Source organism: Mesorhizobium sp. URHB0026 (assembly GCF_054059755.1).
Genome location: NZ_JBSSCN010000001.1, coordinates 302,728 through 326,736, shown reverse-complemented (window position 1 = coordinate 326,736; position 24,009 = coordinate 302,728). Strand labels below are relative to the sequence as shown.

Annotated in this window: 19 protein-coding genes, 1 tRNA gene and 3 pseudogenes; 11 read left to right on the top strand and 12 right to left on the bottom strand. The window is 60.3% G+C overall.

Annotated elements, in window-relative coordinates:
* Positions 1 to 18: 18 nt before the first annotated feature.
* Positions 19 to 1,893, bottom strand: a complete 1,875-nt coding sequence (locus tag ACVWWD_RS01655; protein WP_457102883.1) for a 7-cyano-7-deazaguanine synthase — start codon at positions 1,891 to 1,893, stop codon at positions 19 to 21.
* Entirely contained in the window at positions 1,880 to 2,626 is a 747-nt protein-coding gene (locus ACVWWD_RS01650) for a hypothetical protein (protein ID WP_457102882.1), read from the bottom strand. Before ACVWWD_RS01650 ends, ACVWWD_RS01655 begins: the two co-directional genes overlap by 14 nt.
* 479 nt (positions 2,627 to 3,105) lie before the next feature.
* On the opposite strand from ACVWWD_RS01650, the gene ACVWWD_RS01645 reads away from it, so the two are divergent.
* From ACVWWD_RS01645 to ACVWWD_RS01635, 3 genes and pseudogenes are all read left to right on the top strand, one after another.
* Positions 3,106 to 3,543, top strand: a complete 438-nt coding sequence (locus ACVWWD_RS01645; protein WP_457102881.1) for a DUF2924 domain-containing protein — start codon at positions 3,106 to 3,108, stop codon at positions 3,541 to 3,543.
* A pseudogene (locus ACVWWD_RS01640) lies at positions 3,543 to 4,873 on the top strand (recombinase family protein). Before ACVWWD_RS01645 ends, ACVWWD_RS01640 begins: the two are co-directional and overlap by 1 nt.
* The gene (locus tag ACVWWD_RS01635; RefSeq protein ID WP_457102880.1) at positions 4,870 to 5,277 is read left to right on the top strand and encodes a hypothetical protein; all 408 of its coding nucleotides are present in this window, start codon (positions 4,870 to 4,872) and stop codon (positions 5,275 to 5,277) included. The pseudogene ACVWWD_RS01640 and the gene ACVWWD_RS01635 overlap by 4 nt, the downstream one beginning before the upstream one ends.
* 269 nt (positions 5,278 to 5,546) lie before the next feature.
* Here ACVWWD_RS01635 and ACVWWD_RS01630 read toward each other — a convergent pair whose 3' ends face one another.
* Complete coding sequence (locus ACVWWD_RS01630; RefSeq protein WP_457102879.1) at positions 5,547 to 5,711, bottom strand: hypothetical protein; 165 nt, start codon at positions 5,709 to 5,711, stop codon at positions 5,547 to 5,549.
* Positions 5,712 to 5,763: 52 nt separating this feature from the next.
* Positions 5,764 to 7,746: a BTAD domain-containing putative transcriptional regulator gene (locus tag ACVWWD_RS01625; protein ID WP_457102878.1), complete on the bottom strand. Its 1,983-nt coding sequence runs from the start codon at positions 7,744 to 7,746 to the stop codon at positions 5,764 to 5,766.
* A gap of 212 nt (positions 7,747 to 7,958) precedes the next feature.
* Here ACVWWD_RS01625 and ACVWWD_RS01620 point away from each other — a divergent pair.
* Positions 7,959 to 8,171 (top strand): annotated as a pseudogene (locus ACVWWD_RS01620) (EamA family transporter); the annotation flags it as partial.
* Between the two features lie 126 nt (positions 8,172 to 8,297).
* Positions 8,298 to 9,050 (top strand): DUF1194 domain-containing protein, encoded by a 753-nt coding sequence (locus ACVWWD_RS01615; protein ID WP_457103609.1) that lies wholly within the window; start codon positions 8,298 to 8,300, stop codon positions 9,048 to 9,050.
* 414 nt (positions 9,051 to 9,464) lie between these two features.
* Here ACVWWD_RS01615 and ACVWWD_RS01610 read toward each other — a convergent pair whose 3' ends face one another.
* Together ACVWWD_RS01610 and ACVWWD_RS01605 are read right to left on the bottom strand one after the other, a co-directional pair.
* Positions 9,465 to 11,216 carry an adenylate/guanylate cyclase domain-containing protein gene (locus ACVWWD_RS01610; RefSeq protein ID WP_457102877.1) on the bottom strand — a complete coding sequence of 584 codons (1,752 nt, stop codon included), beginning with the start codon at positions 11,214 to 11,216 and terminating at the stop codon, positions 9,465 to 9,467.
* Between the two features lie 336 nt (positions 11,217 to 11,552).
* Positions 11,553 to 12,032, bottom strand: a complete 480-nt coding sequence (locus tag ACVWWD_RS01605) for a globin domain-containing protein (RefSeq protein ID WP_457102876.1) — start codon at positions 12,030 to 12,032, stop codon at positions 11,553 to 11,555.
* Between the two features lie 467 nt (positions 12,033 to 12,499).
* On the opposite strand from ACVWWD_RS01605, the gene ACVWWD_RS01600 reads away from it, so the two are divergent.
* Positions 12,500 to 14,131 (top strand): hypothetical protein, encoded by a 1,632-nt coding sequence (locus ACVWWD_RS01600; protein WP_457102875.1) that lies wholly within the window; start codon positions 12,500 to 12,502, stop codon positions 14,129 to 14,131.
* A gap of 505 nt (positions 14,132 to 14,636) precedes the next feature.
* Positions 14,637 to 16,853 (top strand): adenylate/guanylate cyclase domain-containing protein, encoded by a 2,217-nt coding sequence (locus ACVWWD_RS01595; RefSeq protein ID WP_457102874.1) that lies wholly within the window; start codon positions 14,637 to 14,639, stop codon positions 16,851 to 16,853.
* A 42-nt stretch (positions 16,854 to 16,895) separates the two neighbouring features.
* On the opposite strand, the gene ACVWWD_RS01590 is transcribed toward ACVWWD_RS01595, so the two are convergent.
* The 3 genes from ACVWWD_RS01590 to ACVWWD_RS01580 all read right to left on the bottom strand — a co-directional run bounded on the left by ACVWWD_RS01590 (position 16,896) and on the right by ACVWWD_RS01580 (position 18,802).
* Complete coding sequence (locus ACVWWD_RS01590; RefSeq protein ID WP_352546493.1) at positions 16,896 to 17,408, bottom strand: YHS domain-containing (seleno)protein; 513 nt, start codon at positions 17,406 to 17,408, stop codon at positions 16,896 to 16,898.
* A 28-nt stretch (positions 17,409 to 17,436) separates the two neighbouring features.
* Complete coding sequence (locus tag ACVWWD_RS01585) at positions 17,437 to 18,105, bottom strand: ankyrin repeat domain-containing protein (protein ID WP_457102873.1); 669 nt, start codon at positions 18,103 to 18,105, stop codon at positions 17,437 to 17,439.
* 620 nt (positions 18,106 to 18,725) lie between these two features.
* Positions 18,726 to 18,802 (bottom strand) — tRNA-Met (locus ACVWWD_RS01580).
* A gap of 239 nt (positions 18,803 to 19,041) precedes the next feature.
* Between ACVWWD_RS01580 and ACVWWD_RS01575 the strand changes: the two genes are divergently transcribed.
* Positions 19,042 to 20,007, top strand: coding sequence for a Gfo/Idh/MocA family protein (locus ACVWWD_RS01575; protein ID WP_352551984.1), 966 nt, complete (start codon positions 19,042 to 19,044; stop codon positions 20,005 to 20,007).
* A 59-nt stretch (positions 20,008 to 20,066) separates the two neighbouring features.
* Here ACVWWD_RS01575 and mnmA read toward each other — a convergent pair whose 3' ends face one another.
* Positions 20,067 to 21,257 (bottom strand): tRNA 2-thiouridine(34) synthase MnmA, encoded by a 1,191-nt coding sequence (mnmA, locus tag ACVWWD_RS01570; RefSeq protein ID WP_352551986.1) that lies wholly within the window; start codon positions 21,255 to 21,257, stop codon positions 20,067 to 20,069.
* A 283-nt stretch (positions 21,258 to 21,540) separates the two neighbouring features.
* Here mnmA and sciP point away from each other — a divergent pair, with 283 nt between their 5' ends.
* Entirely contained in the window at positions 21,541 to 21,816 is a 276-nt protein-coding gene (sciP, locus tag ACVWWD_RS01565; RefSeq protein WP_006203587.1) for a CtrA inhibitor SciP, read from the top strand.
* Positions 21,817 to 21,877: 61 nt separating this feature from the next.
* On the opposite strand, the pseudogene ACVWWD_RS01560 reads toward sciP, so the two are convergent.
* Positions 21,878 to 22,072 (bottom strand): annotated as a pseudogene (locus tag ACVWWD_RS01560) (zinc-binding dehydrogenase); the annotation flags it as partial.
* Positions 22,073 to 22,095: 23 nt separating this feature from the next.
* Here ACVWWD_RS01560 and ACVWWD_RS01555 point away from each other — a divergent pair.
* Complete coding sequence (locus ACVWWD_RS01555; protein ID WP_352573921.1) at positions 22,096 to 22,263, top strand: winged helix-turn-helix transcriptional regulator; 168 nt, start codon at positions 22,096 to 22,098, stop codon at positions 22,261 to 22,263.
* A 104-nt stretch (positions 22,264 to 22,367) separates the two neighbouring features.
* Here the strand turns inward: ACVWWD_RS01555 and ACVWWD_RS01550 are convergent, their stop codons facing one another.
* Positions 22,368 to 22,745, bottom strand: coding sequence for a flagellar export protein FliJ (locus ACVWWD_RS01550; protein ID WP_023770364.1), 378 nt, complete (start codon positions 22,743 to 22,745; stop codon positions 22,368 to 22,370).
* A gap of 450 nt (positions 22,746 to 23,195) precedes the next feature.
* Here ACVWWD_RS01550 and ctrA point away from each other — a divergent pair, with 450 nt between their 5' ends.
* Positions 23,196 to 23,891 carry a response regulator transcription factor CtrA gene (gene ctrA, locus ACVWWD_RS01545; protein WP_006203583.1) on the top strand — a complete coding sequence of 232 codons (696 nt, stop codon included), beginning with the start codon at positions 23,196 to 23,198 and terminating at the stop codon, positions 23,889 to 23,891.
* The last annotated feature ends 118 nt before the right edge of the window (positions 23,892 to 24,009 follow it).

Sequence of the window (24,009 nt, the reverse complement as noted above, 5' to 3'; positions counted from 1 at the left end):
GCTTTGTGACAATCCAAGCTAGGGTTTGTGACACGCACTTTCCGAGACGTCCAAATCCGCCAAAAACACCTCGCGAAGGGCAGGTGCGATTCGGTATCCTTCCGAACGCAGGTTTTCGATTATGCCGTCGTCAAACAGGACAACGCCCTGCTCGACAGCGAGCCGCTCGGTGGTTTCTTCTCGTACCCGCACAACCTGCTTGCGAACCGATTGCTCCGACACTCCAAGTACGTCGGCAAGTTTCCACGAGACAATGTAGGGGACGTCGCGCTTGGTCGACTTCGCTTCCCGAAAGCAGGCGAGCAATGCGTGGAACAAATTGAAATTCGCACCGTCGAGAACGAGACCACCTCGAAACACAATACGTTTGTTCGTGACATCGACGGCGAATTCGCAGACCGGCTGCTGCAGTCGGTCAATGAAGTCTGACATGCGATCCAACTCGTCCGCCAGCGGCGGCGCCTCTATCCTGTCTCGACTAAAGCACAGTGCGAGCAGCGCTCCTCGCGGCAACGTGTGATCAACAAGCGACGAGGCATGTGTGCCGACAGCGGCCTTGATCACCGACGTGACCGCCTCTGCATGGCGCAGGTGCATAGCCCAAGCCTCATCAAGGGCCTGAGCGGACGAGAGGCCTGGAACGTGAGGAACAGCCGCATAGATGTCCGGGTTCTCGACCGGGAACCGCTGACGTGTGGAGTTCACGATCTTCTGGCTGAATCTTACGTAACTCACGGCCAGCTGGATCTCCTTGTCAGGATCTCTCGGCCCTGTAAGCAAATCTGTCCCATAGCTTTCGGCCGGATCAAAGTCTTCCGCCCCCGCCGATAGGACAGCAAACCGGCGGTCAATGCATTGCGAGCAATGACCGCAGTGCCTCACATCGATCGTCCAAAGGATGGGATGGACGCAACTCACTGTGCGTGAGAGAAGATGGCCGAACCCGTGATTGACAATCTGCTCAACGATTTCCTTTTTGGTCCGCCAGAGAAAGGGAGTCAGAATCGTGACCGATTTGCTGACGAGAAGCGCAAATATGCGCTCGAAACCGCGCATCACTTTTGGGTGGGTCGTCTTTGTAGCGCGGGACCCAAGCACGTCACCGGCGATAGGTAAATTCAGGCTGACGACCCCATTTTCGTAGAATGTGAACTGATCGACGTTAAACATTTGAGCTATGACGAAGGCCATGCTTGCAAAAAGAAATGAGCGCGAGCGCTGTGTCGGCTCAACAGGATCGACATTCGTGTTGGTTACGCTGACCGGTACGTAGAACAGTCGATCGCGATGCCCAGTTCTCTTCAACGCGCTGACAAGCTCCTTCTGAACTGCAAACACTTTCGGAGCGGAGTGATGACCCACAAGCACGGTTTTGCGCCGTTCCCCGACAATGCTGTCGAGAGCGCCGGCCAAGCTGTCCAGACCGCCTGAAAATAGCGCCACCTCATCGGGAATGAACATGCTGTCCGACATGTCGTCGAAGTACATGGCCCTTTCAAAAGCGGGCGTTGTGGCCGGTCTGAATTCGAATTCGTAGGTGTCGTCGGAGAGAAAGCCGAGCGTCTGTTGCAGTTCTTCGCCGAGCTTCGCGCCGGTCCATAGCCCCGGACATCTAACCGGAATAACGAACCGCATTCCCCGACGCCAATCACTGCCAGCTTTGGCAAGCATCACGCTTCCGCGGCTGGCACGTTGGTCTCCGCAGTAGATGTATGCCGCTACCTCAAGGACATCGAGTAGGTGATCGGGGATGTTCCTAACCATCACGCGGCTGATGTCGGCAATGCGCAGATTGACAGTGCGGTTTCCTTGGACGTCCATTTCGACGCGAGTGACATCCGGCTGAGCCGCCGGGGCCTCGACGCCCCCGCAGATGAATTCAAACTGCCGCATTCTGGATACCGCTACGGCTAGAAAGTTCCTTTCGAACCTTCGTGAAGGCGACTGCGGCAAAACGGACCGCGTCCAGCCGGGTCAGGTCTTTGCCTAAATGAAACCGGTGCTTGCCTAGCCAATCTCGCGCGAACGCCCGCATTATTACTGTAGCCTCGCGACAGTGACGGTGGACGGCACTTTCAAAGTAAGTCGTGTCTCCGACCGACCTGATCATGCCGCCATTCCCGATGTGGCGGGGTATCTCGCGGTCAAGGAAATACTGAAGGTGCCCCTCAACCAAATTGGTGAAGAAGCGCTGCGCCAGCTCACCGAACTGCTCGGTTGCGGCGAAGCTGGCGATTGTTGTGCGTTCGTCGATCGCGGATGGTTTCCAAAGTGAAGGCGATCTGTCCAGCGTAAGGCTTTCTAGTGCGGCCATGGCAGCGTTTCGGGCTATCAAGCTGAAGTCCGTCACCGCTAGGGCAGCCCGGTAACGGGCGCGATCGATGACGTCGACAAAGGCGCCCAGGATGTCGACCAGCATCGGATCTGGAGGCACGAGTATTCCCAGTGCTGCCAGTTCTGCTCGGAAGTCAGCCTGCTTGGCCGCGATAGGAATCTTGAGCAGGAGCCAAAGTGCCTCGACAAAGGCGGGGTCGTCCACTGCACGCGCCAAAGACCTGTCCGATGCCCGTACTATGGCGTTCGCGATGTCGGCGATGCGAAACTTGCTCTCGTCCAGAAGTGCCACGACATCCTGCCACCTGCGTGTGGCCGGTAGTACGCCAAGCCGAATGTGACCCATGCCTGATACCTTCTGTTGGCATTAGCGCGCATCTAGGAAATTGGCGGAAGCCGAGTCTGTTCGACTGGTTAATTGCCGACTGCGGAAAACTGTCTAGTTTTCGCGTTCCTACGTACCCGGCAGTTTGCTTTCGCTTCGCTCCGAGCCGTTTCGCTTGGTAGTAGCCATAAAGGTTTTGGCGGTTGAAGCTCCTTACCAAGAGCCGCTGGAATCGGAACAATGCCAGGACCCAACCCCCTACATCCTGATCTGATGAGCGCCGCCGAGCGCCTTGGCGGACTCGCCACCATCCTCGCCGCAGGCGTGACGCGTCTGCGGGCGCGACAGTCAAGCAGACTATCTGGTGAGCGGGAGAATAGTTCCGTGGACTTCATTGCCCACCAGAGCGGTCATGCAGCCGAATTCAAAGTGGAAGGGGATGTGGCATGACTGAGCAGGTGATCGGCAGGCTGGCAGCGATTAAGACCATGGACATATTTGCGCTAAAGGGGATGTGGCGCGACCTCTTTGCCGCCGAGCCCCCGCCCTACAACCGCAAGTTTCTGGAGAGCAGGCTGGCCTATCGTATCCAGGAACTCGCCTATGGTGGACTGAAGCCTGAAACGCTGAAACGTCTCGCTGCACTGGCTGAGGACCTGGAGCCACGGGGACCACGCGTTAGGCAGTCAAGCATGCCGGTCGCCGGCACGCGGCTGATGCGCGAATGGCAGGGTGTTGAGCATTGCGCCACGGTGCTGGCCGACAGCTACGAATATGATGGCAGGCCCTATAAATCGCTTTCGGCAATTGCCCGGGCGATCACCGGCACACGCTGGAACGGCTGGCTGTTTTTCGGACTGCGCAGTCAGAAGGGAGCACGCTGATGAAAGCCGCGGCACTTGCCTCGAAGCCGATCGTGCGAAAGCTGCGATGCGCCGTCTATACGCGCAAATCCTCGGAAGAGGGTCTCGACATGGAGTTCAACTCACTGGATGCCCAGCGCGAGTCCTGTGAGGCCTATGTTGTAAGCCAGCGGGCGGAAGGCTGGGTTCTGGTGCCAGACCACTACGACGACGGCGGGATCTCCGGCGCCACGCTGGAGAGGCCCGGCTTGAAGCGGCTGCTGCGCGACGTGGAGTTGGGACTGGTCGACGTGGTGGTGGTCTACAAGATCGACCGGTTGTCCCGCTCGCTTATGGATTTTTCCAAGCTGGTCGATGTGTTCGATGCCAACGATGTGACCTTCGTCTCGATCACCCAGTCGTTCAGCACAACGACCTCCATGGGCAGACTGACGTTGAACATCCTGCTTTCCTTCGCGCAGTTCGAGCGCGAGGTGATTGGCGAGCGCATCAGGGACAAGTTCGCGGCCTCAAGGCGCAAGGGCATGTGGATGGGTGGCAACGTGCCTTTCGGCTACCGGGTCGAGAACCGGAAGCTTCTCGTTCATGATGAAGAGGCTGCCACGGTCCGCATGATCTTCGAGCGGTTCCTGCAGATCGGTTCGGCGACCATTCTGGCGCGGACTCTCAACGCTGAAGGGTTTAGCCGCAAGAAGGGGAAGGCCTTCGATAAGGGCCTGCTCTACAAGTTGCTGAGCAACCGGGTGTACGTTGGCGAGGCCGTCCACAAGGGGACCAGCTTCCCCGGCGAGCACCAGGCGATCATCAGCCGCGAACTCTGGGACAAGGTCCGCTCGATCATTGCGGAGAGCCCGAGCAAGCGGGCAGGGCAGAGCCGCCGGCAAACGCCGGCATTGCTCAAGGGCCTGATCTTCGCCCCGAACGGCTATGCCATGACACGGCCCACACGCGCAAGAAGGGCCGGCTATACAGATACTACGTCACCACCAGCGTGCAGAAGCTCGGGCCAGAAACCTGCCCGGTACGGCGCCTGCCTGCCGGCGAAATCGAAGCCGCTGTGATCGATCAGGTTCGTGTCCTGCTGCGATCGCCAGAGATGATCGTGAAGACCTGGTCGGCTGCTCGAAACGGCGGAGACGAGATCAGCGAGACCGAGGTGCGCCAGGCCCTCATTCAGTTCGATGCTCTTTGGGAGGAGCTTTTTCCTGCCGAGCAGGCGCGCATCATCCAGTTGCTGGTCGAGCGTATCGACGTCAATGTCGACGGCATCAGCATACGGCTTCGTACCGAGGGCATAGCCAGCGTCATCGCCGAGCTTCGGGAACGACCGAGCCTGGACAGGGCAGCATGAAGAACAACCACGAGATCAGCCGCGACGGTAAGTTGCTGACCGTCTGCATTCCGATGGCAATCCGCAAGCGCGGTGGCCGCAAGGTTGTCGTCTCGCCAGGCGGTTCAGAGCCTTGGGCACCGTCGCGAATGCGGATCGACAATACGCTATTGCGAGCCGTTGTTCAGGCATTCAGCTGGCAGCAGAAGCTGGAATCGGGGGAGTACGCGACGATCAGCGAACTCGCAGCGGCTTTGAAACTTGACCGGTCGTTCGTCTCCCACCTGCTTCGACTGACGCTCTTGGCGCCGGAACTGGTTGAGGCAATCCTCAACGGGCGCCAGCCCCCGACAATGCAATTGCAGCCGCTGGTGCGAGGGTTTCCCGCTGAGTGGGAGCGCCAACGGCGCAATGCCTGCAAGTGACCTAAGTCCGTCTTCCGACGGCCGCGTGTCCGGATGTCCGCTTTGCGCCCAATATCGGCCGTTAAGGTCGGCTTTTCCGCGTCTTGAAAGCGGACCTTGCGGGTGACACAAAGTCCGCAGCAGGCGATGCAACCGCAGCAATCCCCAGGTAATACTCACCGCGCCTCTGTTCTCAGATCAGTGAGGACGGCGAAGCAATGGATATGGTGACGACGCCCTCCTGCTCGGCGAAGAACCGCTTTCGCAGTTCCTCATACCAGGCCTGGAGGTCACCGGTTTGCTGATGCCATCAGCCTGAGGACCTTGGCATTGGCGCTCCTGTCCGCGCTCTGGCCGTTGCGGTCGATAACCGCAATGCTGCTCTCGGTCGGCAGGATTGCCCGACCGTGACGGATTAATTCCACCCAGTCGCTGCCGTCGAGCCAGTCCTTCACGCTCCAGCCGATATTGACGTTCGGCTTAAGCGACGTCGCCTTGAGCCCGAGGCTAGGAATTCGGAAGTCCGGCTCTCGCCAGCATTTCAAGGAATCGCGCGTGATGGTCGTCCTTCACATAGCGTGGCACAAAGCCGGGGCAGACATTGCCCAGATTGAGATGCGGAAGTTGCGACAGGCAGTGATGAATGGCCCGGGACGCCTCTTCCTTGTTGCCTGTCGCCGAAGCCGCAGCAGCCCAATACAGAGCGCCCCGAACGAAGCCCGGCTTTGTCCTGACCACCTTGCGGGCGTGTTCGAGCGCCCGTTGATCGTCTCCGCCAGCGAACAGTGCCACAACCATGCTATGATGACGCCAGAAGTCGATGACATCATGCGTTCCGAGCCGGATCGCCTCGTTGGCCTCGCGCACCGCCTCGCTGACCTGTCCGCGCAGGGCGAAGAGCATCGCAATATCGCCATGGCCGCTGGGATAGCTTGGGTTGAGGCTGATCGCGTGGCGGCATTCGACGATTGCCTCGTCGATACGGCCGGAACTTTCGAGAGCGAATGACAAGATGCACCGGGCAATTTCGTCGTCCGGCACCGCCCTTACTGCGTCTTCCGCAAGCGCCAACGCATGCTCGATCTGCCCCTGCTCCCGAGGCAGCGCGCCAAAAGCTACTCCCATGGAAATTACTATTGAGAGCGTCCGCTTGGCACGGGCGTTGTCGGGGCTCAGCGAAAGGGCCTGCGCAGCAAGTTCTATCCCGACCAACAGTGAGCCTCGGGTCATCTCAAAATACTTCATCAGAGCTTCGTTCACCAACCTGCGCACTTCAGGCGTGCCCGGTGGGCTCTTGTCGCGAACTTTCCAGTTCGTCAGTTGCCGTTCGAGGAGCACGGCCAGCACAACCGCCTGTGCGATCCTGTCCTGGAATTCGAGTGCGTTCTCGGAGTGGCCGTCGAACTTCTGGGCCCAGACATTGTGACCACCGGCAGCTGCATCGACAAGCTGGATGTTTACCCTGAGTTCGTTGCCCGATCTCTGCACGCTGCCGCTGAGCGTGTAACGGGCTCGCACCTTCCCTGGCGTTCTGGGCTCATCACCATTCTTCTCGAGCGGCTGCAGCCCGGACAGCACGACATAGTCGGACACCTCGGAAAAGGCCGTGGTGATATCCTGGACGAGCCCCCTGGCGAAAAAATCATCGCCCCGCTCTCCCGTCAGATTGACGAAGTCGGCGACGCTGATGGATGGACGCCCGGAGAGCTGGCTGGCCGAAACGCGATTTGTCGACTGCAGATTTGACGCCATATCGGCACCCGACAGCAGGGATTTCCAAAATGCCCGCGTCTCCTGGCTGACGTCGACACCAAACTCCTTCTTCAGCACGCTCCTGCAAGTCTCGTATGTCCGCACGGCCTGGTCTCGCTGGCCACCGGCAATGAGCAACTCCATCTTCAGGCGATAGGATGCCTCCCGCGTCGGTTCCATGGCCAGAAACCGATCGGCAAGGGCAAGGCCGGCTTCCCCGTCAACGAGCCGAGCGAGTTTTTCGAAGGACTCGAGGGCGCGGCCCAGCAGCCTGTCGCGCTCCGACACCGCCCACTCATCAAAGGCGTCGCTGCCGAGATAAAACCCATCGAGAAACGGCGCCGTGTAGTGCGCCAGAGCCGTTTCGAGATCCTGTGCGGAGCGGGCGGAGAGCCCGGATTCAAACTCCTCGACGTCAACCCGGATCGCGTCCGCCCTGAGGCCGATCGACTCCCTGCCGGAATGGATGAGATCGACACCAGCTCGTGACAAATCCCGACGCAGGACGCTGAGGGTTTGCCGCAGGCTGTTGCGCGAGTGCTCGCTATCGCTTTCGCCCCACAGAAGGTCGGCCAACCTTTCCCTTGTCACCGCCATACCTGGACACCGGGTCAAATAGGCAATGATTGCGGGACCTCGCTTTCCGGTCAGCCAGATGCGGCCGACAGTCTCCTTTTCAATCCGGAAACCGCCGAAGAGTAAGATCTTACTCGCAGCGACGTTTTCCTCACCTCGCATTTGCTTATTCCCGCCTGACGAAATCCTAACTCAAAACTAACGCTTGGCAAACAGTGGAGCTAAGCCCTCAAGCGCTGTCGTGACGGCATGCCAGTTAGGATATGCTTAATAAGGGGCGGCTGATAGATATGCCGACTGTGGCGGATCCACCGCTGCAGCCTCCCCGATGCGGTTAGAGCCAGTGCACGCCTGCGAATGCAGTGGCTTGGGGGATGCGGCGGATGTCGATGCTCAAGGCCAATTTGCTGCTGCTGATTGCCGCCGCCTTGTGGGGCTTCGGCAATGTCGCGCAAAAGACAGTGCTGGCCCACCTCGATGCCCTCAGTGCGGTCGGCCTGCCATGCCTGATCGGCGGGTTGCTTGTACTGCCCTTTGTCTTGACCGAAAGGCGACTGCCTGTCGGGCCAGCGCATCTTTCCAGCCCGGCGAGAGTGGGCGTCCTGTTTGCCGAGGCGGCCTGCTGTCGCGGGAAGGTGCGGACGATACAAGGAGACAGGCTTCTCGTGCCGAGGGGCCGGCAAGCCGCGCGGCCGGCAAGGCGACTAAGCTCAATTCCGACACTGGCGAGGGTCCTTGCCGCTTCACTGTTTTACGGGGGTGCGGCACATGCGGCCAATGTCGATGTTGCGGTCGTATTCGCCGTCGATTTCTCGTCCTCGATCGATCCGAAGATTGCCGACATGCAGCGCGAAGGGCATGCCGCGGCACTCACTTCGCCCGAGATCATTGCGGCCATCTCCCGGAATTATCTCGGCTGCATCAGCGTGGCCTATTTCGAGTGGTCGAGTCCCGGACACGTACGTAATGTCCTGCCGTGGACAAGCATCTGCGGGCTCGAAGATGCCAAGGCGGCTGCGTCGGCGATCCGCAAGAGCGGCGATACCGGCAATATCCGCAGAGGTCGAGGGGGAACATCCGTTTCCTCAGCCATTGACGTCGGAAGTCTTCTGCTCGACCAGTTTCCCGGAGAGGCGGCCAGGAAAGTGATCGACATCTCTGGCAACGGCGAGAATAACGACGGGCTTCCCGTTCAGCCGAGCAGGCAGAACGCCATTGCCAAGGGATACACCATCAATGCGATCGCCATTCCACCCGAAGGTGAGAATCCAGATCAGCCATTGGCATCCTATTTTGCCAAATCAGTCATTGGCGGCTCGCAAGCATTCGTCATAACGCCCAAGGGGCCAAACGACTACGCTATGGCCCTGCGCCGGAAGCTGGTGACTGAAGTCGGCATGAATGTCGATCCACAATTCCCGCCACAGGCGGAGGTGGCCAATTCGCTTTCGGCCCTGGGTAGATAGTGTTGAAGAAGTCCGGGTTGATAGTCGTGGATCAGCTCGCCCAAGGTGTAGCGATTGAGGTCGAGGCGGCCTCCTCGCCCCAAGGAGACTGAATCAGCACTTCAGACTTTTTCAACATTATCGGTCGTGAACGGAACAGCTGCTCTTGGCATCAGCCGTTGCCTCGCTGTAGCAGCCATTGCCTACGTCCTACGGATCGCGGACCCGGCTCGAGATCGAGCAGGTGCTTTGCCACAGGCGCCCCAATCGGAGCACCCCGCGACGAGTTGGGATCAGTGACCCACCTCTGACATGACGCGGGATCGCTTGTAGGGCTCTCTACGGCGATTTGTGCCGGGCCGACGCCACTCACGGTGCGGTCTTTGCGATCGCGGTGCGTTCCCAACTCGCGATCGATGCGCCAGCCCGGCAGTGCTATTCTGGCAGCCCCGCCTTTCGCAAACCTGCTGCAAGCAGAGCCATATCGGCCGGACGGCTGGTTGGCATGACATCGGCGAGATTGGAAATTCGTTGGCCGGGATCGAGGGCGAGCATTCGGCTCACCACCTTTTGCGCATCCTCGGTTCGGCCAACGTAGGCATAGCTTGCAGCCGCATAGCGCAACGACCCCAAATAGTCCGGCTTTTCACGCAACGACCTTTCAGCCCAAGATGATGCCTCCTCAAATCGACCAGCAAAGAGATGGGCCACTGCAACCGCATTCTGCATATCGAACATGAGCGGGTCGACTGGGCTCATGCGTATCGCAGTCGCCAGGTGCCGGAGTGAGGTTTCCGTATCGCCGAGGTCGGCTCTGACCCAACCGCTGAATAGCCACGCGGTAGCCAAGTTCGGATTGAGCGCAAGCGCGCGATCAATGAACGCTGCCCCGCTATTGTTGTCGCCCACGACGAAGGCGAGCGCGTTCCCGCCGCGAGAAAGCGCGATCGCGTCGTCCCTGCCCAAATCCACTGCCTTCAGAGCCAGGCGTTCCGTCTCGGCGGTTTCTTGCTTGCGATCCGTCATCCAACCGTTCGCCTTGCGCATGACGGCACACCAGGCGGCCATGCCGTATGCCGAGGCAAATTCAGGATCGAGTTCGATCGCTTTGTAAAAAAACTGGAGGGCGTTTGCGTTGGATTCCCTAGTCAACTGATGGAGGCTTGCTACCCCGCGCAGATAGTAGTCGTAAGCGTCTAGGTGCTCGGTCGGCTTGCGCTTGGCCCGCTCGATCTCTGCCTGTTCCAGCTTCGGAGCGATCGCTCCGACGACGCTCCGGGTCACCTGCTCCTGCAGCTCAAAAACCTCCTCCAGCCCGCCGTCGAAACGGTCGGCCCATAGATGTGCACCCGTTGCCGCGTCGATGAGCTGCCCGGTGATGCGCACCCTGCTCGCCGCCTTGCGCACGCTCCCTTCAAGCACGTAGCGTACACCAAGCTCGCGTCCGACCTGCTTAATGTCCACTGCCCGGCCCTTATAGGTAAAGCTCGAGTTGCGCGCGATGACGAACAGCCAGCGCGTCCGGGACAACGCGGTGATGATCTCCTCAACCATGCCGTCAGCGAAGTAACCCTGCTCTGGGTCGCCACTCATGTTGTCGAATGGCAAGACCGCGATGGACGGTTTTTCGGGAAGTGCCAGCGTATCCCTTGTGGACAATACCGAAGTGGGTTTTGCTCGACTGACCCGATAGGCGCGCACCGCCTCCACGATGTTGTGAACCTGATGGCTACCGAGGTCGGTGTAGGCATAGTCTAATTTGCCTTTGACCTGCTCGTAAACGTTGCTCGCGACGCAGACGCCGCCAGGTTCTGCAAGCTTCTCAAGCCGGGCGGCGATGTTCACGCCATCACCGTAGATCGTATCGTCCTGTGCAATCACGTCGCCCAAATTCACGCCCATGCGGAAAGTCATGCGCTTGTTTTCGGGCAAACTTGCGTTGTGAGCGCCTAATCCCTCCTGGGCTTCGACCGCACACTGCACCGCGTGGAACGCGCTGGCGAATTCGACAAGAAGACTGTCGCCAGCGGAACCGACGATGCGTCCGTGCGACTCTGTGATCTTGGGCTCGATCACTTCGTCGCGAAGCCTCTTCAGATGCGCCAGCGTGCCAACCTCGTCGGCTCCCATGAGGCGGCTGTAGCCGACGACGTCGGCAGCAAGAATTGCGGCGAGGCGTCGCTCCATGCTTGTGTCCTGCCTCTTCTGTAGGTCGAAGCTCCCGGCGGCGAGCGTATTCTAGTCCCACCTCGAATGCGAGCGTGCAGTGCCGGCGCCGACAGTTGCAGAACCAGTGCGGATGGGGCCGCACAAACTCTTCGGGACGAGGCAAGATAGCCAGTTATTCTGAAACTTACGCAACGCCTCGTCTCACCACGGACAAGGAGCCGCTTGTGGCCCCCACCGCTCGGCATGAGATGGCGCCGAACCGTCGGCCGCCGCATTGATCACCTCGGCGGCTTCGCGATAGAACAACGCCGATCGCGGCGGGTGTGCTATGCAAAGTGCCTTGCTTACCTCGGTTCAATTTCGACGGAACTCTGCGCCGGCACCTTCTTTCATCAGACCCAGGATGACATCGAGGGTCACCGACCAGGACTCTTCGATCTCGCGCGTCAGGCCCGCCCCCATGACGTCGCTGATCGTCTTTAGCATCGCGGCCCCGAATGTGCGGTAGTGATCCAGCTCGACACCGTATCCGACGTGCTTCCGACCCATTGTCTGCAGACCGATGGTCACATGCTTGCGCGTCTCGAGGCCCGACACCACGCTACGCAACATGTGGGAAAGCATCGCTCCCTGAGCACCAGTACCATTGACGAAGAGCCCCTCCAGCTCGGGTCGCATGGCGAACATGTTCGCGTAGAATTGCGCGGTAAACGTAGAATGGTCATCGAGGAGCCGGCCGACCGAGCGTTGCGCCAGTGTGAGCGGGCTGGGGTCGGCGAAGCCGTCGACGGCTAGAAGCTCGATGTCGTTCCGCTTTCCGCGCAGCCGGGTCATCTTGGTCGCGGTGACCGAGAGCGACCGATGTCGGCCATCCAACGCTCCGCAGGTTAACGGTTATCGGCGACGACGTGAACACTGCGAGCCGGATCGAGTCGATGACGAGCGAGCGGGGGGCCACAATCCTCGTCTCGCGCGCCGTCGCTGAAAGGCTCGCCCAAGGGTGTTTCACATCGTCTATTGATAAGCGTCAGCCCTTGAGGCTGATCGGGTAAACTGTCTCAGTCCGCCTTATCGCCCAAAGCCAATGCAGAGATGTCCATCCACATCGCTCCTCGTTGAGGGGAAATCGTTGTCGGTCCGGTCCGAAAACGGCGTCGGGGCTGGGATAGGCGCACGATATCGCGGCTCTTAATGAAGATCGCACGGTGACATCGGGCGGCATCCTGAAGTCGAACTCCCTTCCTTCGGGGGTTTGATGTAGTTTGGGCGGCTGGTCGCCGACAGCCATGGAGTTGGATACGATGACGTACTTCGATCTAGGCACCTTCTCCCGCCGGCTGGACAACACGCCTTCCGAGGCGCAGATGTGGTTCGACCGGGGGCTGGTCTGGCAATACGGGTTTAACCACGAAGAGGCCATTGCCTGTTACGAGCGAGTGCTCGAAGTGACGCCTTCGAACGTCATGGCGCGGTGGGGAATTGCCCACTGTCTGGGTCCAAACTACAACAAGCTATGGACCTCCTTCGGGCCTGAAGAGCGTATTGTCGCTTTGACGCGGGCGCATGTATTGCTGACGGAGGCGTGCGATCTGTCTGCAATCGAAGTCGAGCGCGCATTGCTTGATGCGCTGACGTCGCGGTTCCCTACTGATCCAGAGATTGCGGATTATGGCCCTTGGAATGACGATTTCGCTGCAGCAATGCGCACAGTGTACGAGAGGTTCCCTGACGATCTGGATGTGACCGCGATCTTTGTCGAGGCACTGATCAACCGCACGCCTTGGGCGCTGTGGGATACTCGGACCGGGCAGCCTGCGGCTGGCACCTCGACGGTGGAAGCGCGCGCGGCCTTGGACCGCGCCTTCACGACCCAGTCAGCAGCCTGGGGACATCCGGGGTTGTTGCATTTCTACATTCATCTGATGGAGATGTCGTCGACGCCGGAAAAAGCCTTGCCGCATGCAGATCGGCTGGTGCGCCTAGTGCCAGACTCTGGGCATCTTGTGCATATGGCGACGCATATTGACGTGCTTTGCGGCGACTACCACAAAGTCGTGGTGCGCAATCGGCAGGCGGCTCAGGTGGATCGTTCATATTTCGCTCATGCAGGCGGTGAGAACTTTTACACTGTCTACCGCATCCACAACCTTCACTTTCAAATCTACGGGGCCATGTTTCTTGGTCGCCCTTCGGATGCCTTCGAGGCCGCGAGGGCACTGGCGGAAAACCTGCCGGAGCCGGTGGTGCGTTACATGCCAGAGATGTTTGAAGCCTTCGCGCCGATGAAGTTGCACGTACTTATCCGCTTTGGCCGCTGGTCCTGCATCCTGGAAGAGGCCTTCCCTGACGATGCTGAGCTCTACTCGTTCAGCACCGTCCTGTTGCATTATGCCCGCACCGTAGCTCTGGCCAATCTCGGTAAAATCCCCCAGGCAGAGGAAAGCGCTAGCCTTTTCGCGGCCGCGCGCGATGCAGTGCAACCCGAGCGCATGCTGTTCAACAACCCATGCGCCGATATCCTCGAGGTTGCCGAAGCGATGATGCTGGGGGAGTTGCACTACAAGTCCGGTCGCGTCCATGAAGGCCTGGACTTCCTGCGGCGTGCGGTCGATCTCGACGACAATTTGCTCTATGATGAGCCATGGGGTTGGATGCAGCCGACGAGACACGCGCTTGGCGCATTGCTGATGGATGCCGGACTATATGGCGAAGCTGAGGCTGTCTATCGCGCCGACCTTGGGCTTGATGCGACGTTGCCGCGTCCTTGCCAACACCCACGCAACGTCTGGAGCCTACACGGCCTGCTTGAATGCCTTAGCCGACGTGGTGACGCGGTAGAAATCATCGAGGTCCGACAGCAGTTGAATCAGGCTCTGGCGCATGCAGAGGTGCCGATCATGGCATCATGTGCCTGCCGGAGCGCATCGCAATAAGTGGCAAGCATCCGCTCGCCACGTTGCAGCCTACTCAGCGCCATAAGAGCCAGCATCGAACAGCGTCTCGCACGCGTCCATTGCGCGCGCGAATCCGGCCGTCACTCTGGGGCTCAGTAGCGAGGCAGAGCTTACCCGCATGGGGCACTGGAGCAGCATCTGGCCTAGCGGATGCTCGAGATCGCGGACCTGCACTGCCACGGTTCGACAAGGACTTCGTGCAGGGCATCTCTGCCCTGCAGCCCCGGGTCATCCGTATGCATGCAACCCGCCTCACCGTCCGCTCAGAGGTCGTCTGCCGAATGGCGGCTATCCGCCGAGCTCGCCCCGATAGCGGACCGACGGGTTCCGGCCAGAAGAGGACGCCGAAAGTAGGCGAAGCGCCTCATTGATCGTGCATGACTCGACGTTTCGATCCTTAATGCTCGACGTGCCGCATGCCAGGTTCCGGCTCCTTGACCGCGCATATGGTCTTGCAATGGAGCTTTCCCTATAGTCATGCGCTGTGGAGCAGGCCCAACATCTTGAACGGAAGCTAGTCGCTATCCTCGCCGCCGACGTGGTGGGGTACAGCCGGCTGATGGGGCTGGACGAGACGGGCACCCTCTCGCGGCTCAAGGCGCTCCGGCGCGAACTCATCGAACCGTCGATCGAAGGGTACCATGGCCGCATCGTAAAGCTGATGGGCGACGGTGCTCTGGTCGCGTTCGAGAGCGTCGTCGATGCGGTAGCCTGCGCCGTCGAAATCCAACGGGTTACCGCGCAGCAGAACCTCGGCCTTCCCGAAGATATTCAGCTAGTGTTCCGTATCGGGATCAACCTTGGTGACGTCATCATCGACAAGGACGATTTCTACGGCGACGGCGTCAACATCGCGGCCCGGCTGGAAGGACTGAGCGATCCTGGCGGCATCATCATCTCGGGAACGGCCTACGATCAGGCTCACAACAAGCTCGGCCTGACCTTCAAGTCGCTCGGCGAACGGCGTCTCAAGAACATTCCAGAGCGGGTCCGCGCCTATCGGGTTCTGCTGGAACAGACCGCAGGAGCCAATAAATCGCGCTCTCGGCGATGGCCTGTGATCGGCGCCACGGTGCTCGTTCTGACTCTGATAGCGGGGATTGCGGTGATGCTCTGGCCGCAAGCGATTGCCCTGCTGCCCGGTCACGGTTCCCCCCCGGTCGGTTCGTCGCTCGGCAAGCCCTCCATCGCCGTGCTACCGTTTACCGATCTTAGCGAGAAGGCAGGCCAGGATTATTTTGCGGAAGGGCTCGCAGACGATCTCATCACCGATCTCTCGAAGATCTCGGGGCTCCTCGTCATCGCACGCAACTCCGCGTTCTCCTTCAACGATCGATCCCTCGATATCGGCAAGATCGCGGAACAGTTGAACGTCCGCTACGTGGTCGAGGGCAGTGTCCGCCGGGAGGGCGACGCAGTCCGGATCAATGTTCAGCTCATCGATGCCAAAACGGGGAGCAACATCTGGGCCGAGCGCTATGACCGCGATTACTCCAAGATATTTGCCCTTCAGGACGAAGTGATCGGGCGCATCGTCGAAGCTCTCTCGGTGCGCCTGACGGAAGGCGAAAAGGACCAGATCAACCGCCTGCCGACGCGAAATCTCGAAGCGTATGATTTCTACACCCGCGCCGAGCAGAAAGCATACGCGGTCGACTTCACGTCTCTCGGTGAGGCTCTGTCCCTCTATAAAAAGGCCATCAAGCTCGATCCTGTGTTCGCGGACGCCTATTCTGGCTATGCTCGGGCCACCGTGGACGTGCTCGGCTTCGATTTTCAGACGGTCATGCTCAGCGCCGTCGCCCGCCAGCGCGCCTATGAAGCAGCGGGGCGGGCACTGGAGCTCAATCCGCAGTCCTCGCGCGCCTATGCAGTTCTCGGCATCCTGCAGATGCTGGATGGCGAAATCGACCAGGCGCTCGCGTCCGTCAAGAAAGCCGTCGGGCTCGACCCGAACGGAGCGCAGGCGGAGCTCAACCTGGCGATCGTGCTGACCTACGCGGGACAGAACCCCGAGGCGCTGGCGGCGATGGGACGTGTGTTGCAGCTCGACCCAAAGCCACGCGCCCAGGTCTTCGACTATTACGGCTTCGTGCTCTACATGAACCATCAATACGAGAAGGCACTGCAGGCGCTGAGCGAAGTTCCGTCGGAGGAGCGTAGCGATATCGGCCTCGAGACGCTTGCCATGGCAAATGCACGGCTTGGACGCATGGCCGAGGCGCACGATGCGGCAGCAGCAATCCTGAACAAGGTACCCGAGCAGAACCTCGCTGCTTATCGTGTCGTTTACGCCCACCATCGGCGCGAAGAGGATCTCGATCATCGGCTGGACGCCCTTCGCGCCGCCGGGATTCCCGAGCGAAGTTTCGATTTTCGCGGGCGGGCGGAGGACCGTCTGGATGCCTCCGCGATACGAGCCCTAACAGGTGATCGGACATGGGTCGGACGTCAACACAATGGTGCGACGTTCGTCATGGAGCTGAGTGCAGATGGAGATTTCGCCCTGAGCTCGCAAAGCAGCATCATCAGCGGCGCGGTCAGCGTGGATGGCAACCTTTTCTGCACGCAATCCACCGCAACCTTGCTCGGCCGCAAGTTCTGCGCCCCGGTCTATCGCAATCCCCAAGGGAGCAGCGAGACGCAGGACGAGTATGTTTGGCCGGACTCCGTTTCCGTCTGGTATTTCTCGTCTCGGTGACGGGCTCCATACAACTCGCGGGCTCGCAACCTCGCGCCTGAGCTAGTTGGCTGCCTCTCGGGCCTTGAATTCATTCGCCTCCACCGCCGGCCATTCGGCTTCCGCCTTCGCAATGACAGTGGCCGGGTTGGCATCGAAATCCTCCTCCAGGCCCTCCTTCCCAGAGAAAAGGAAGAGCTTGCCATCGACGATGCGGAAGGCTTCTGGGTCAAGGTTCGCAGATGCCTCCTTCGCGGACATTCCGCCCGTGCAGAAGCCGCCGAACTGAGGAGCGTAGCGCACCGGCTCGGAAATGAAGGCATCACGATGTTGGGCGCTGGCGAAATACCAGGTCGCTCCGAGCCACTTCTTCGAGATCTTGGGCGAACCCATCGTCGCGCGACCATCTGTGAAATATGCCACCGGATCGTAGCCAAGTATGGCGACGTTGCCGAAGTATCCGGTGTTCACTTCGTCGCCAGCGTAGGATACGCCAGTGCCGAAGATCAGGAGGGACGCGGCGGCCAGTCCCGCGCAAAGCATGCTGTCGAACGTCTTGGAACGGTTCTCTGTCATGTTCTTCTCCCGTAAACTCTTCTCGATGTCAGTTGCCGAGCGCGATGCACACCTTATACGACGACCCCATCGTCTCCCTAGGTTGGCATTTTGCGCCGTGCTTCTTGAGCAAGACCATCACGTCGGCGCTCTGAAAAAATGTCGCGCGGCTGAGAGGCGTGTACCCGTATTCCTGGATTGCCTCTAGCTGTGCGCCGTGCGCGAGCAACAGTTCCGCAATGGCCGTCTGGTTCTCCTCTGCTGCCACATGCAGCGGCGTGATCTTGTGCGTGCTCAACGCGTCGACCTCGGCCCCGTGGTCGAGCAGCAATTTTGCGATGTCCAGGCTTCCTGAGTAGGCTGCCGCATGTAGCGCGGTAAAGCCGCGATCGTTGCGGGCTTCGATGTCCGCCTTGGCCCCGATCAACGAAATGGCGACCTCGGTCTTGCCGGCAAGCGCCGCATCGATCAGCGGGGTCTGACGGCTCTCGTCGCGATCGTTCACATTGGCGCCTTGTGCCAGGAGCTCGGCAACCTTTGCGGCGTCGCCCTCCCGAGCAGCGTCGTTGAGCGGCCCGGCCGTCACTGCACCGACGGCAAACCAAGAAATGAAAGCAACGACCAGAGCCCCACTGACAAGCAGAAGCCAACCGGTTTCGAAAAGCCTGACCCGGATCGGGAAGGCCCTCGGCAGCAACAATCGCCTGTAGACCGTCATCGTCTAACCCTCTGGGCGCGCCCGCCCGCGGATGGACTTGTATGAGATCAGTCTAATACATTTGGCGCAGCGGAGCCATAGGGTTCCAGGTGTGCGCGAGTCGAAGTCGCGAGCCACGGGCCCGGCGGCGCACGAAATTCCCCACATTCGAAACCTCCCACCTGTCCGCCTCAGGTCTTTCGAACGCCTAGATTGTTGGGTCTAATGGCCAGGCCGCGCAGGCTGGTGATGCCTGAGCGATGGATGCGATGATCGGCAGGCGCGAGGCTGGACGGTTTGGTCCGCTTCTCGACCCAGCTTCCCGAAAGCCGACAGTCTGTTCTCGGCGCCATTGCCGCCGTCCAAAATCCGCAAGCACGGAATTATTGCGCTCGCAACTCACTTACCAAGCGACACACAAACTGCCCGCCATCCGCACGGTGCCATGTTGTTGAAATTGCTGACATCGCAAGCTGGGGTTACAACGGAAGACTCCCCAGCTTTGGAGATTGTTGGCCAATTCGGAGAACAATTCGCACTTCGTCAGGGAGCGGCAATCCCTAGCTTTCAGCTGCAACCCGCGCCAACGCTGGGCTCCAGCGAGGCGGTATTCGCGACAGAGAATTGTTCGTGTTGAGGACTGGTAGCGGGAGAGGGACTTGAACCCCCGACCCCAGGATTATGATTCCCGTGCTCTAACCAACTGAGCTACCCCGCCAGGGCGGCGACAGACCCGAAAATCCGCCTTAAATCGAAAGGCATTTCGAGGCGTTCGCCAAGGTCGCGCGGATATAAGGTTGGGAGGGCGAGCCTGTCAAGCTTCGATGCATTCGACATCGGGGCTATTCTCGATGGGGAAAAGCTTTGCCGCACGAACAGCTGGTTGGCGCCGCCGGGGTTGAGTTCGACGGGGCACGTCGCTATGTCTCGGCCACGAGTTTTTAGAGTTTGAAACAGATGAAGCCGCGCATTGCAGTCCTCGGTTGCGGATACTGGGGCTCCAACCACATCCGCACCCTCAAGGCGCTCGGCGCATTGCTCGCGGTTTCCGACACCAATCGGGCTCGCGCCGAAGGCTTCGCCAGCGAACAGGACTGCCTGGCGATCGAGCCGGACCAACTGTTCGTTCGCGATGACATCGACGCCATCATCATGGCCTTGCCGCCGCAGTTCCATGCCGATCTTGCCGTGCGCGCCGTCGAGAACGGCAAGGACGTGCTGGTGGAAAAGCCGATCGCGCTGACGGTGGCCGATGCCGAGCGTTCGGTTCAGGCGGCCAAGGACAATAGGCGCGTGTTCATGGTCGGCCATGTCCTGCGTTTCCATCCTGCCTTCGAGACGTTGAAAGGGCTGATCGACAAGGGCGAGCTCGGCGAGGTCCGCTACATCCATTCGCACCGGCTGGGGCTCGGCAAGTTCCATACCGAGAACGATGCGCTATGGGACCTGGCGCCGCACGATCTGTCGATGATCCTGGCCATCACTGGCACCGAGCCGATCGAGGTGCGCGGCGAGGGAGCGGCACTCCTCGACAATCTCAGCGATTTCGCGCATCTGCACATGCGCTTTCCCAACGGACTGCGCAGCCATCTTTTCACGTCGCGGCTCAACCCCTATCGCGAGCGGCGGCTGACCGTGGTCGGCACCAAGGCGATGGCGGTGTTCGACGATGTCGAGCCATGGGAGCGCAAGCTTGCGGTCTACCGCCACGCCGTGTGGCAGGACAGCGGCCAGTGGGCATTCACCACCAATGAGCCGTCCTATGTCGCGGTTGCCCAGGGCATGCCGCTGACGCGCGAGCTGGAGCACTTCATCCACTGTATCGAAACGCGTGCCGAACCGCGCACCAGCGGCGAGGAAGCGATCAGGGTGCTGCGCATCCTGACGGCCGGCACCGTCACCCACACCAAATCCACGGCCTGAGGGAAGGCTAGGTCGTACTCCTGGTACGTCGCACTCCTGGCACGGCGGGCCGGGGAGAGCTACTCGGCGGGAACTTGCGCCGGCTTCGCGGCCAGCCGGCTCAGCATCGCTTCGGCTTCGGCGCCGCGCTCGGAGCGCACGATGAAGCCGCCGCCGAAGACACGGGCCTCGTTGCCGTCGTCCGAATAGAGCACGCAGGCCTGTCCAGGCGCGATGCCGGATTCACCGTCGGCCAATTCGACCGAGGCCACACCTGCCTCGTGACGCAGCACGGCCGGCCGTGGCGGCCTGGTCGAGCGCACCTTGGCGAACAGCTCGATACCGCTGGCGGGCACATCGGCGAGGCCTCCGTCTCCCAGCCAGTTCATGTTGCGCAGATAGATCTTGTGCGTCTCCAGCGCTTCGCGCGGGCCGACCACGACACGGGCGCGCTCGGCGTCGAGATGGACGACATAGAGCGGTTCGCCGGACGCGATGCCGATGCCACGGCGCTGGCCGATCGTGTAGCGCAAAATGCCCTCGTGGCGACCGAGCACGCGGCCGTCGATATGAACGATGTCGCCCGGGTTAGCTGCGGCCGGTTTCAGCCTGGCGATGATGTCGGAATATTTGCCCTGCGGCACGAAGCAGATGTCCTGGCTGTCCTGCTTGGCGGCGACCGTCAGCCCCATCTCCTCGGCGATGGCGCGAACCTGGGGCTTCGACAAGCCGCCGAGCGGAAAGCGCAGATAGTCGATCTGCGCCTGCGTGGTGGCGAACAGGAAGTAGCTCTGGTCGCGGTCGGCATCGACCGGCCGGTAAAGCGCCCGGTGGGCGCCATTGGCGCCGGAGCGGGTGTAGTGGCCAGTGGCCAGCGCGTCGGCGCCGAGATCCTTGGCTGTGGCCAGGAGATCGGCGAACTTGACCGTCTGGTTGCAGGAAACGCAAGGAATGGGGGTTTCGCCGGCGACATAGCTCTCGGCGAAGGGATCGATGACCGCCTTGCGGAACCGCTCCTCGTAATCGAGCACATAATGGGGAATACCCAGCGTCTCGGAAACGCGGCGGGCATCGTCGATGTCCTGGCCGGCGCAGCATGAGCCGGCCCGATGCGTTGCCGCACCATGGTCGTAGAGCTGCAAGGTGACGCCGACGACATCGTAGCCCTCGCGCTTCAACAAGCCGGCGACCACCGATGAATCGACGCCGCCCGACATGGCGACGACGACGCGGGTCTCTTCGGGACGTCTGGGAAGGTCGAGACTGTTCATGGTGCTTTCATTTCGCGGCAGCTCAAATGCCAATGTCGAGAATATAGGTCAAGCTTTCATGCGGCGCCAGCTTGCAGGACGACACCGGCGTGGCGGACGCTGTGAGGGACACATTTCTCCCGGCTAAAACAGGGCTTCCGGCCGTATATTTCAAATGCCCGCTAAAAGACTAACGCGGCGTTCACGATCCTTACCTAGTCATTAGGGTCTGCTTAGGCAATTTTTAAAGCTGTGGCGGTAACGTGGCGGGGATTGGGTCTTTGAGTTTTTTGTAGAGAGTACGATGACCGATCTGGTTAGACCTAGAGTCAAATATGTTATCGGGCCTGACGGCAGCCCTCTCACGATTGCCGATCTGCCGCCGACGAACACGCGTCGCTGGGTTATCCGGCGCAAGGCGGAGGTGGTTGCAGCGGTGCGCGGCGGGCTTTTGAGCCTTGAAGAGGCATGCCAGCGCTACAAGCTGACCACGGAGGAATTCCTGTCCTGGCAGGCGTCGATCGACGAATATGGCCTTGCCGGGCTGCGCACGACGCGTATCCAGCAATACCGGCACTAGCCCGGTCTCACCACAAGCAAAGGGCGCGGCATGCCGCGCCCTTTGCTGTCAGTGTCGCCGCTCAGACCGTCAGCGCTACCTTGCCGATCGGCTTGGTGGCGAGAAAGGCGTGGGCGGCTCCCGCCTGGTCGAGCGGAAAGGTCCTGGCCACATGGACGACAAGCTTTTGCGCCTCGATCAAACGGGCGAGCGCCAGCAGGCCCTCGCGGTCGGGCACCGCCCACATGCGTTCGACCCTGATATTACGCGAGCTGGCCTCGGCGCGCGTGGCGGCGCGAAATCTATCCGGTCATTCCGCCACGCGTCCAATATGAACTGACCGAACTCGGCCATAACCTGGCCGGACTGCTTACCCAGATCAGATCATGGGCGGAGCAGCATGCGCCTGGTATCAGGGATGCCCGGGCAAGGGCGAGCGCCAGAAATGAGGAGGATTGGGCGGCCTAGGTCTTGCGTGCCAGCAACGCTTTCGCGGCGGCTTGCTGTTGCCGGTTCAGGCTGTCGCCCGACAGGGCTCGCTTGTGCGCCAGATAGCGCCGATGTCGGCCGACTCAGCCGATCATGGCGCTGCGGCCGCCTGTTTCGGCCTCGCGGACCTTGGTATCGCGTGATTCCAGCATCTCAGCCTTGGAAAGCTCCGCTTCAGCTTCGCCGAGTAATGATTCGGCGGCGCTTCGCTGCTGGGCGAGGTCGCCTTGCGAGTTCCTGAGATTGTCGCGGCGCAGGCGCGCCGCCTTGGCGAAGGTCGGATAGGCGAAATGATTGATATCCGTGATGCCGGCTTTCTTTTCCTCGGCGGTGATCTGAAGCTCCAATTCGACGGCCATGCGCTCGAACTCGGCGATCATCATGTCGAGCTGCAACAGCTGGCGCCGCTTCTCATTCACCTGAAATTGCTTCAGCCGAACGAGGTTTTCACGTGACTTCATGATTCGGTACTCCCGGAAACGCACATCCGCACATATCGTCCAAACCACCTGGAAAGGTCCAAGCGCTGCCCGTATCCACCGGCTTTCCCCGCACTATGGGAAACAAAACCCTAAAGTTTTTTGCCGACGGTAACCATTCGTTTACGGGCATTGTTAATCATACGGGTCAGGGCTTAAGGCCGGGTAAAAATTCCGGCCGCCGAAGCGAAGCCGCGTCGATGAGTCCCTGGAGTCACTTAGTCCAGGTAATTAATGTGCTGCATTAGGAATTTGGTCTGTGATTCGTTATTGGATTCAAGAGGGTGTAGAAAGGGGTTAAAAAATCTGATACCGTATTGGACGGGAAATTAGGTTTTGTTAACCATTCGATGGCAGCCTCTGCACAAGGCAACCACTGCTCCGGGACAGGACGGGTCGTGAAATGGTCCGGCGGCAGAAAAGGGGAATTAAATGCGTGTTCTGCTGATAGAAGATGACAGTGCAACCGCACAAAGCATCGAGCTGATGCTGAAATCGGAAAGTTTCAACGTCTATACGACAGACCTCGGCGAAGAGGGTGTCGATCTAGGCAAGCTGTACGACTACGACATCATCCTTCTCGATCTCAACCTGCCCGACATGTCCGGCTACGAGGTCCTGAGAACGCTTCGCCTCTCCAAGGTAAAGACGCCCATCCTCATCCTCTCCGGCATGGCCGGCATCGAGGACAAGGTACGCGGCCTAGGCTTCGGCGCTGACGACTACATGACCAAGCCGTTCCACAAGGACGAGCTGGTCGCGCGCATCCACGCCATCGTGCGCCGCTCGAAGGGACACGCCCAGTCGGTGATCACCACGGGCGACCTGGTGGTCAACCTCGATGCCAAGACCGTCGAAGTCGGCGGCCAGCGCGTGCACCTCACCGGCAAGGAATACCAGATGCTGGAGCTGCTCTCGCTGCGCAAGGGCACCACGCTCACCAAGGAGATGTTCCTCAACCACCTCTATGGCGGCATGGATGAGCCGGAATTGAAGATCATCGACGTTTTCATCTGCAAGCTGCGCAAGAAGCTCGACGCCGCGTCCGGGGGCCAGAACTACATCGAGACTGTCTGGGGTCGCGGCTATGTGCTGCGCGAACCGGAAGATATCCGCGTCAGCGCCTGAGCGCAGTCGGCAGCGCACTTCTAAAAAACCCGGCTTGGCCGGGTTTTTTGTAGGCGGACCATTATTTGTTCTTGCGTGCCGACGACAGACCTCCGCGCGGTTTGCCTGGAACGGCTTC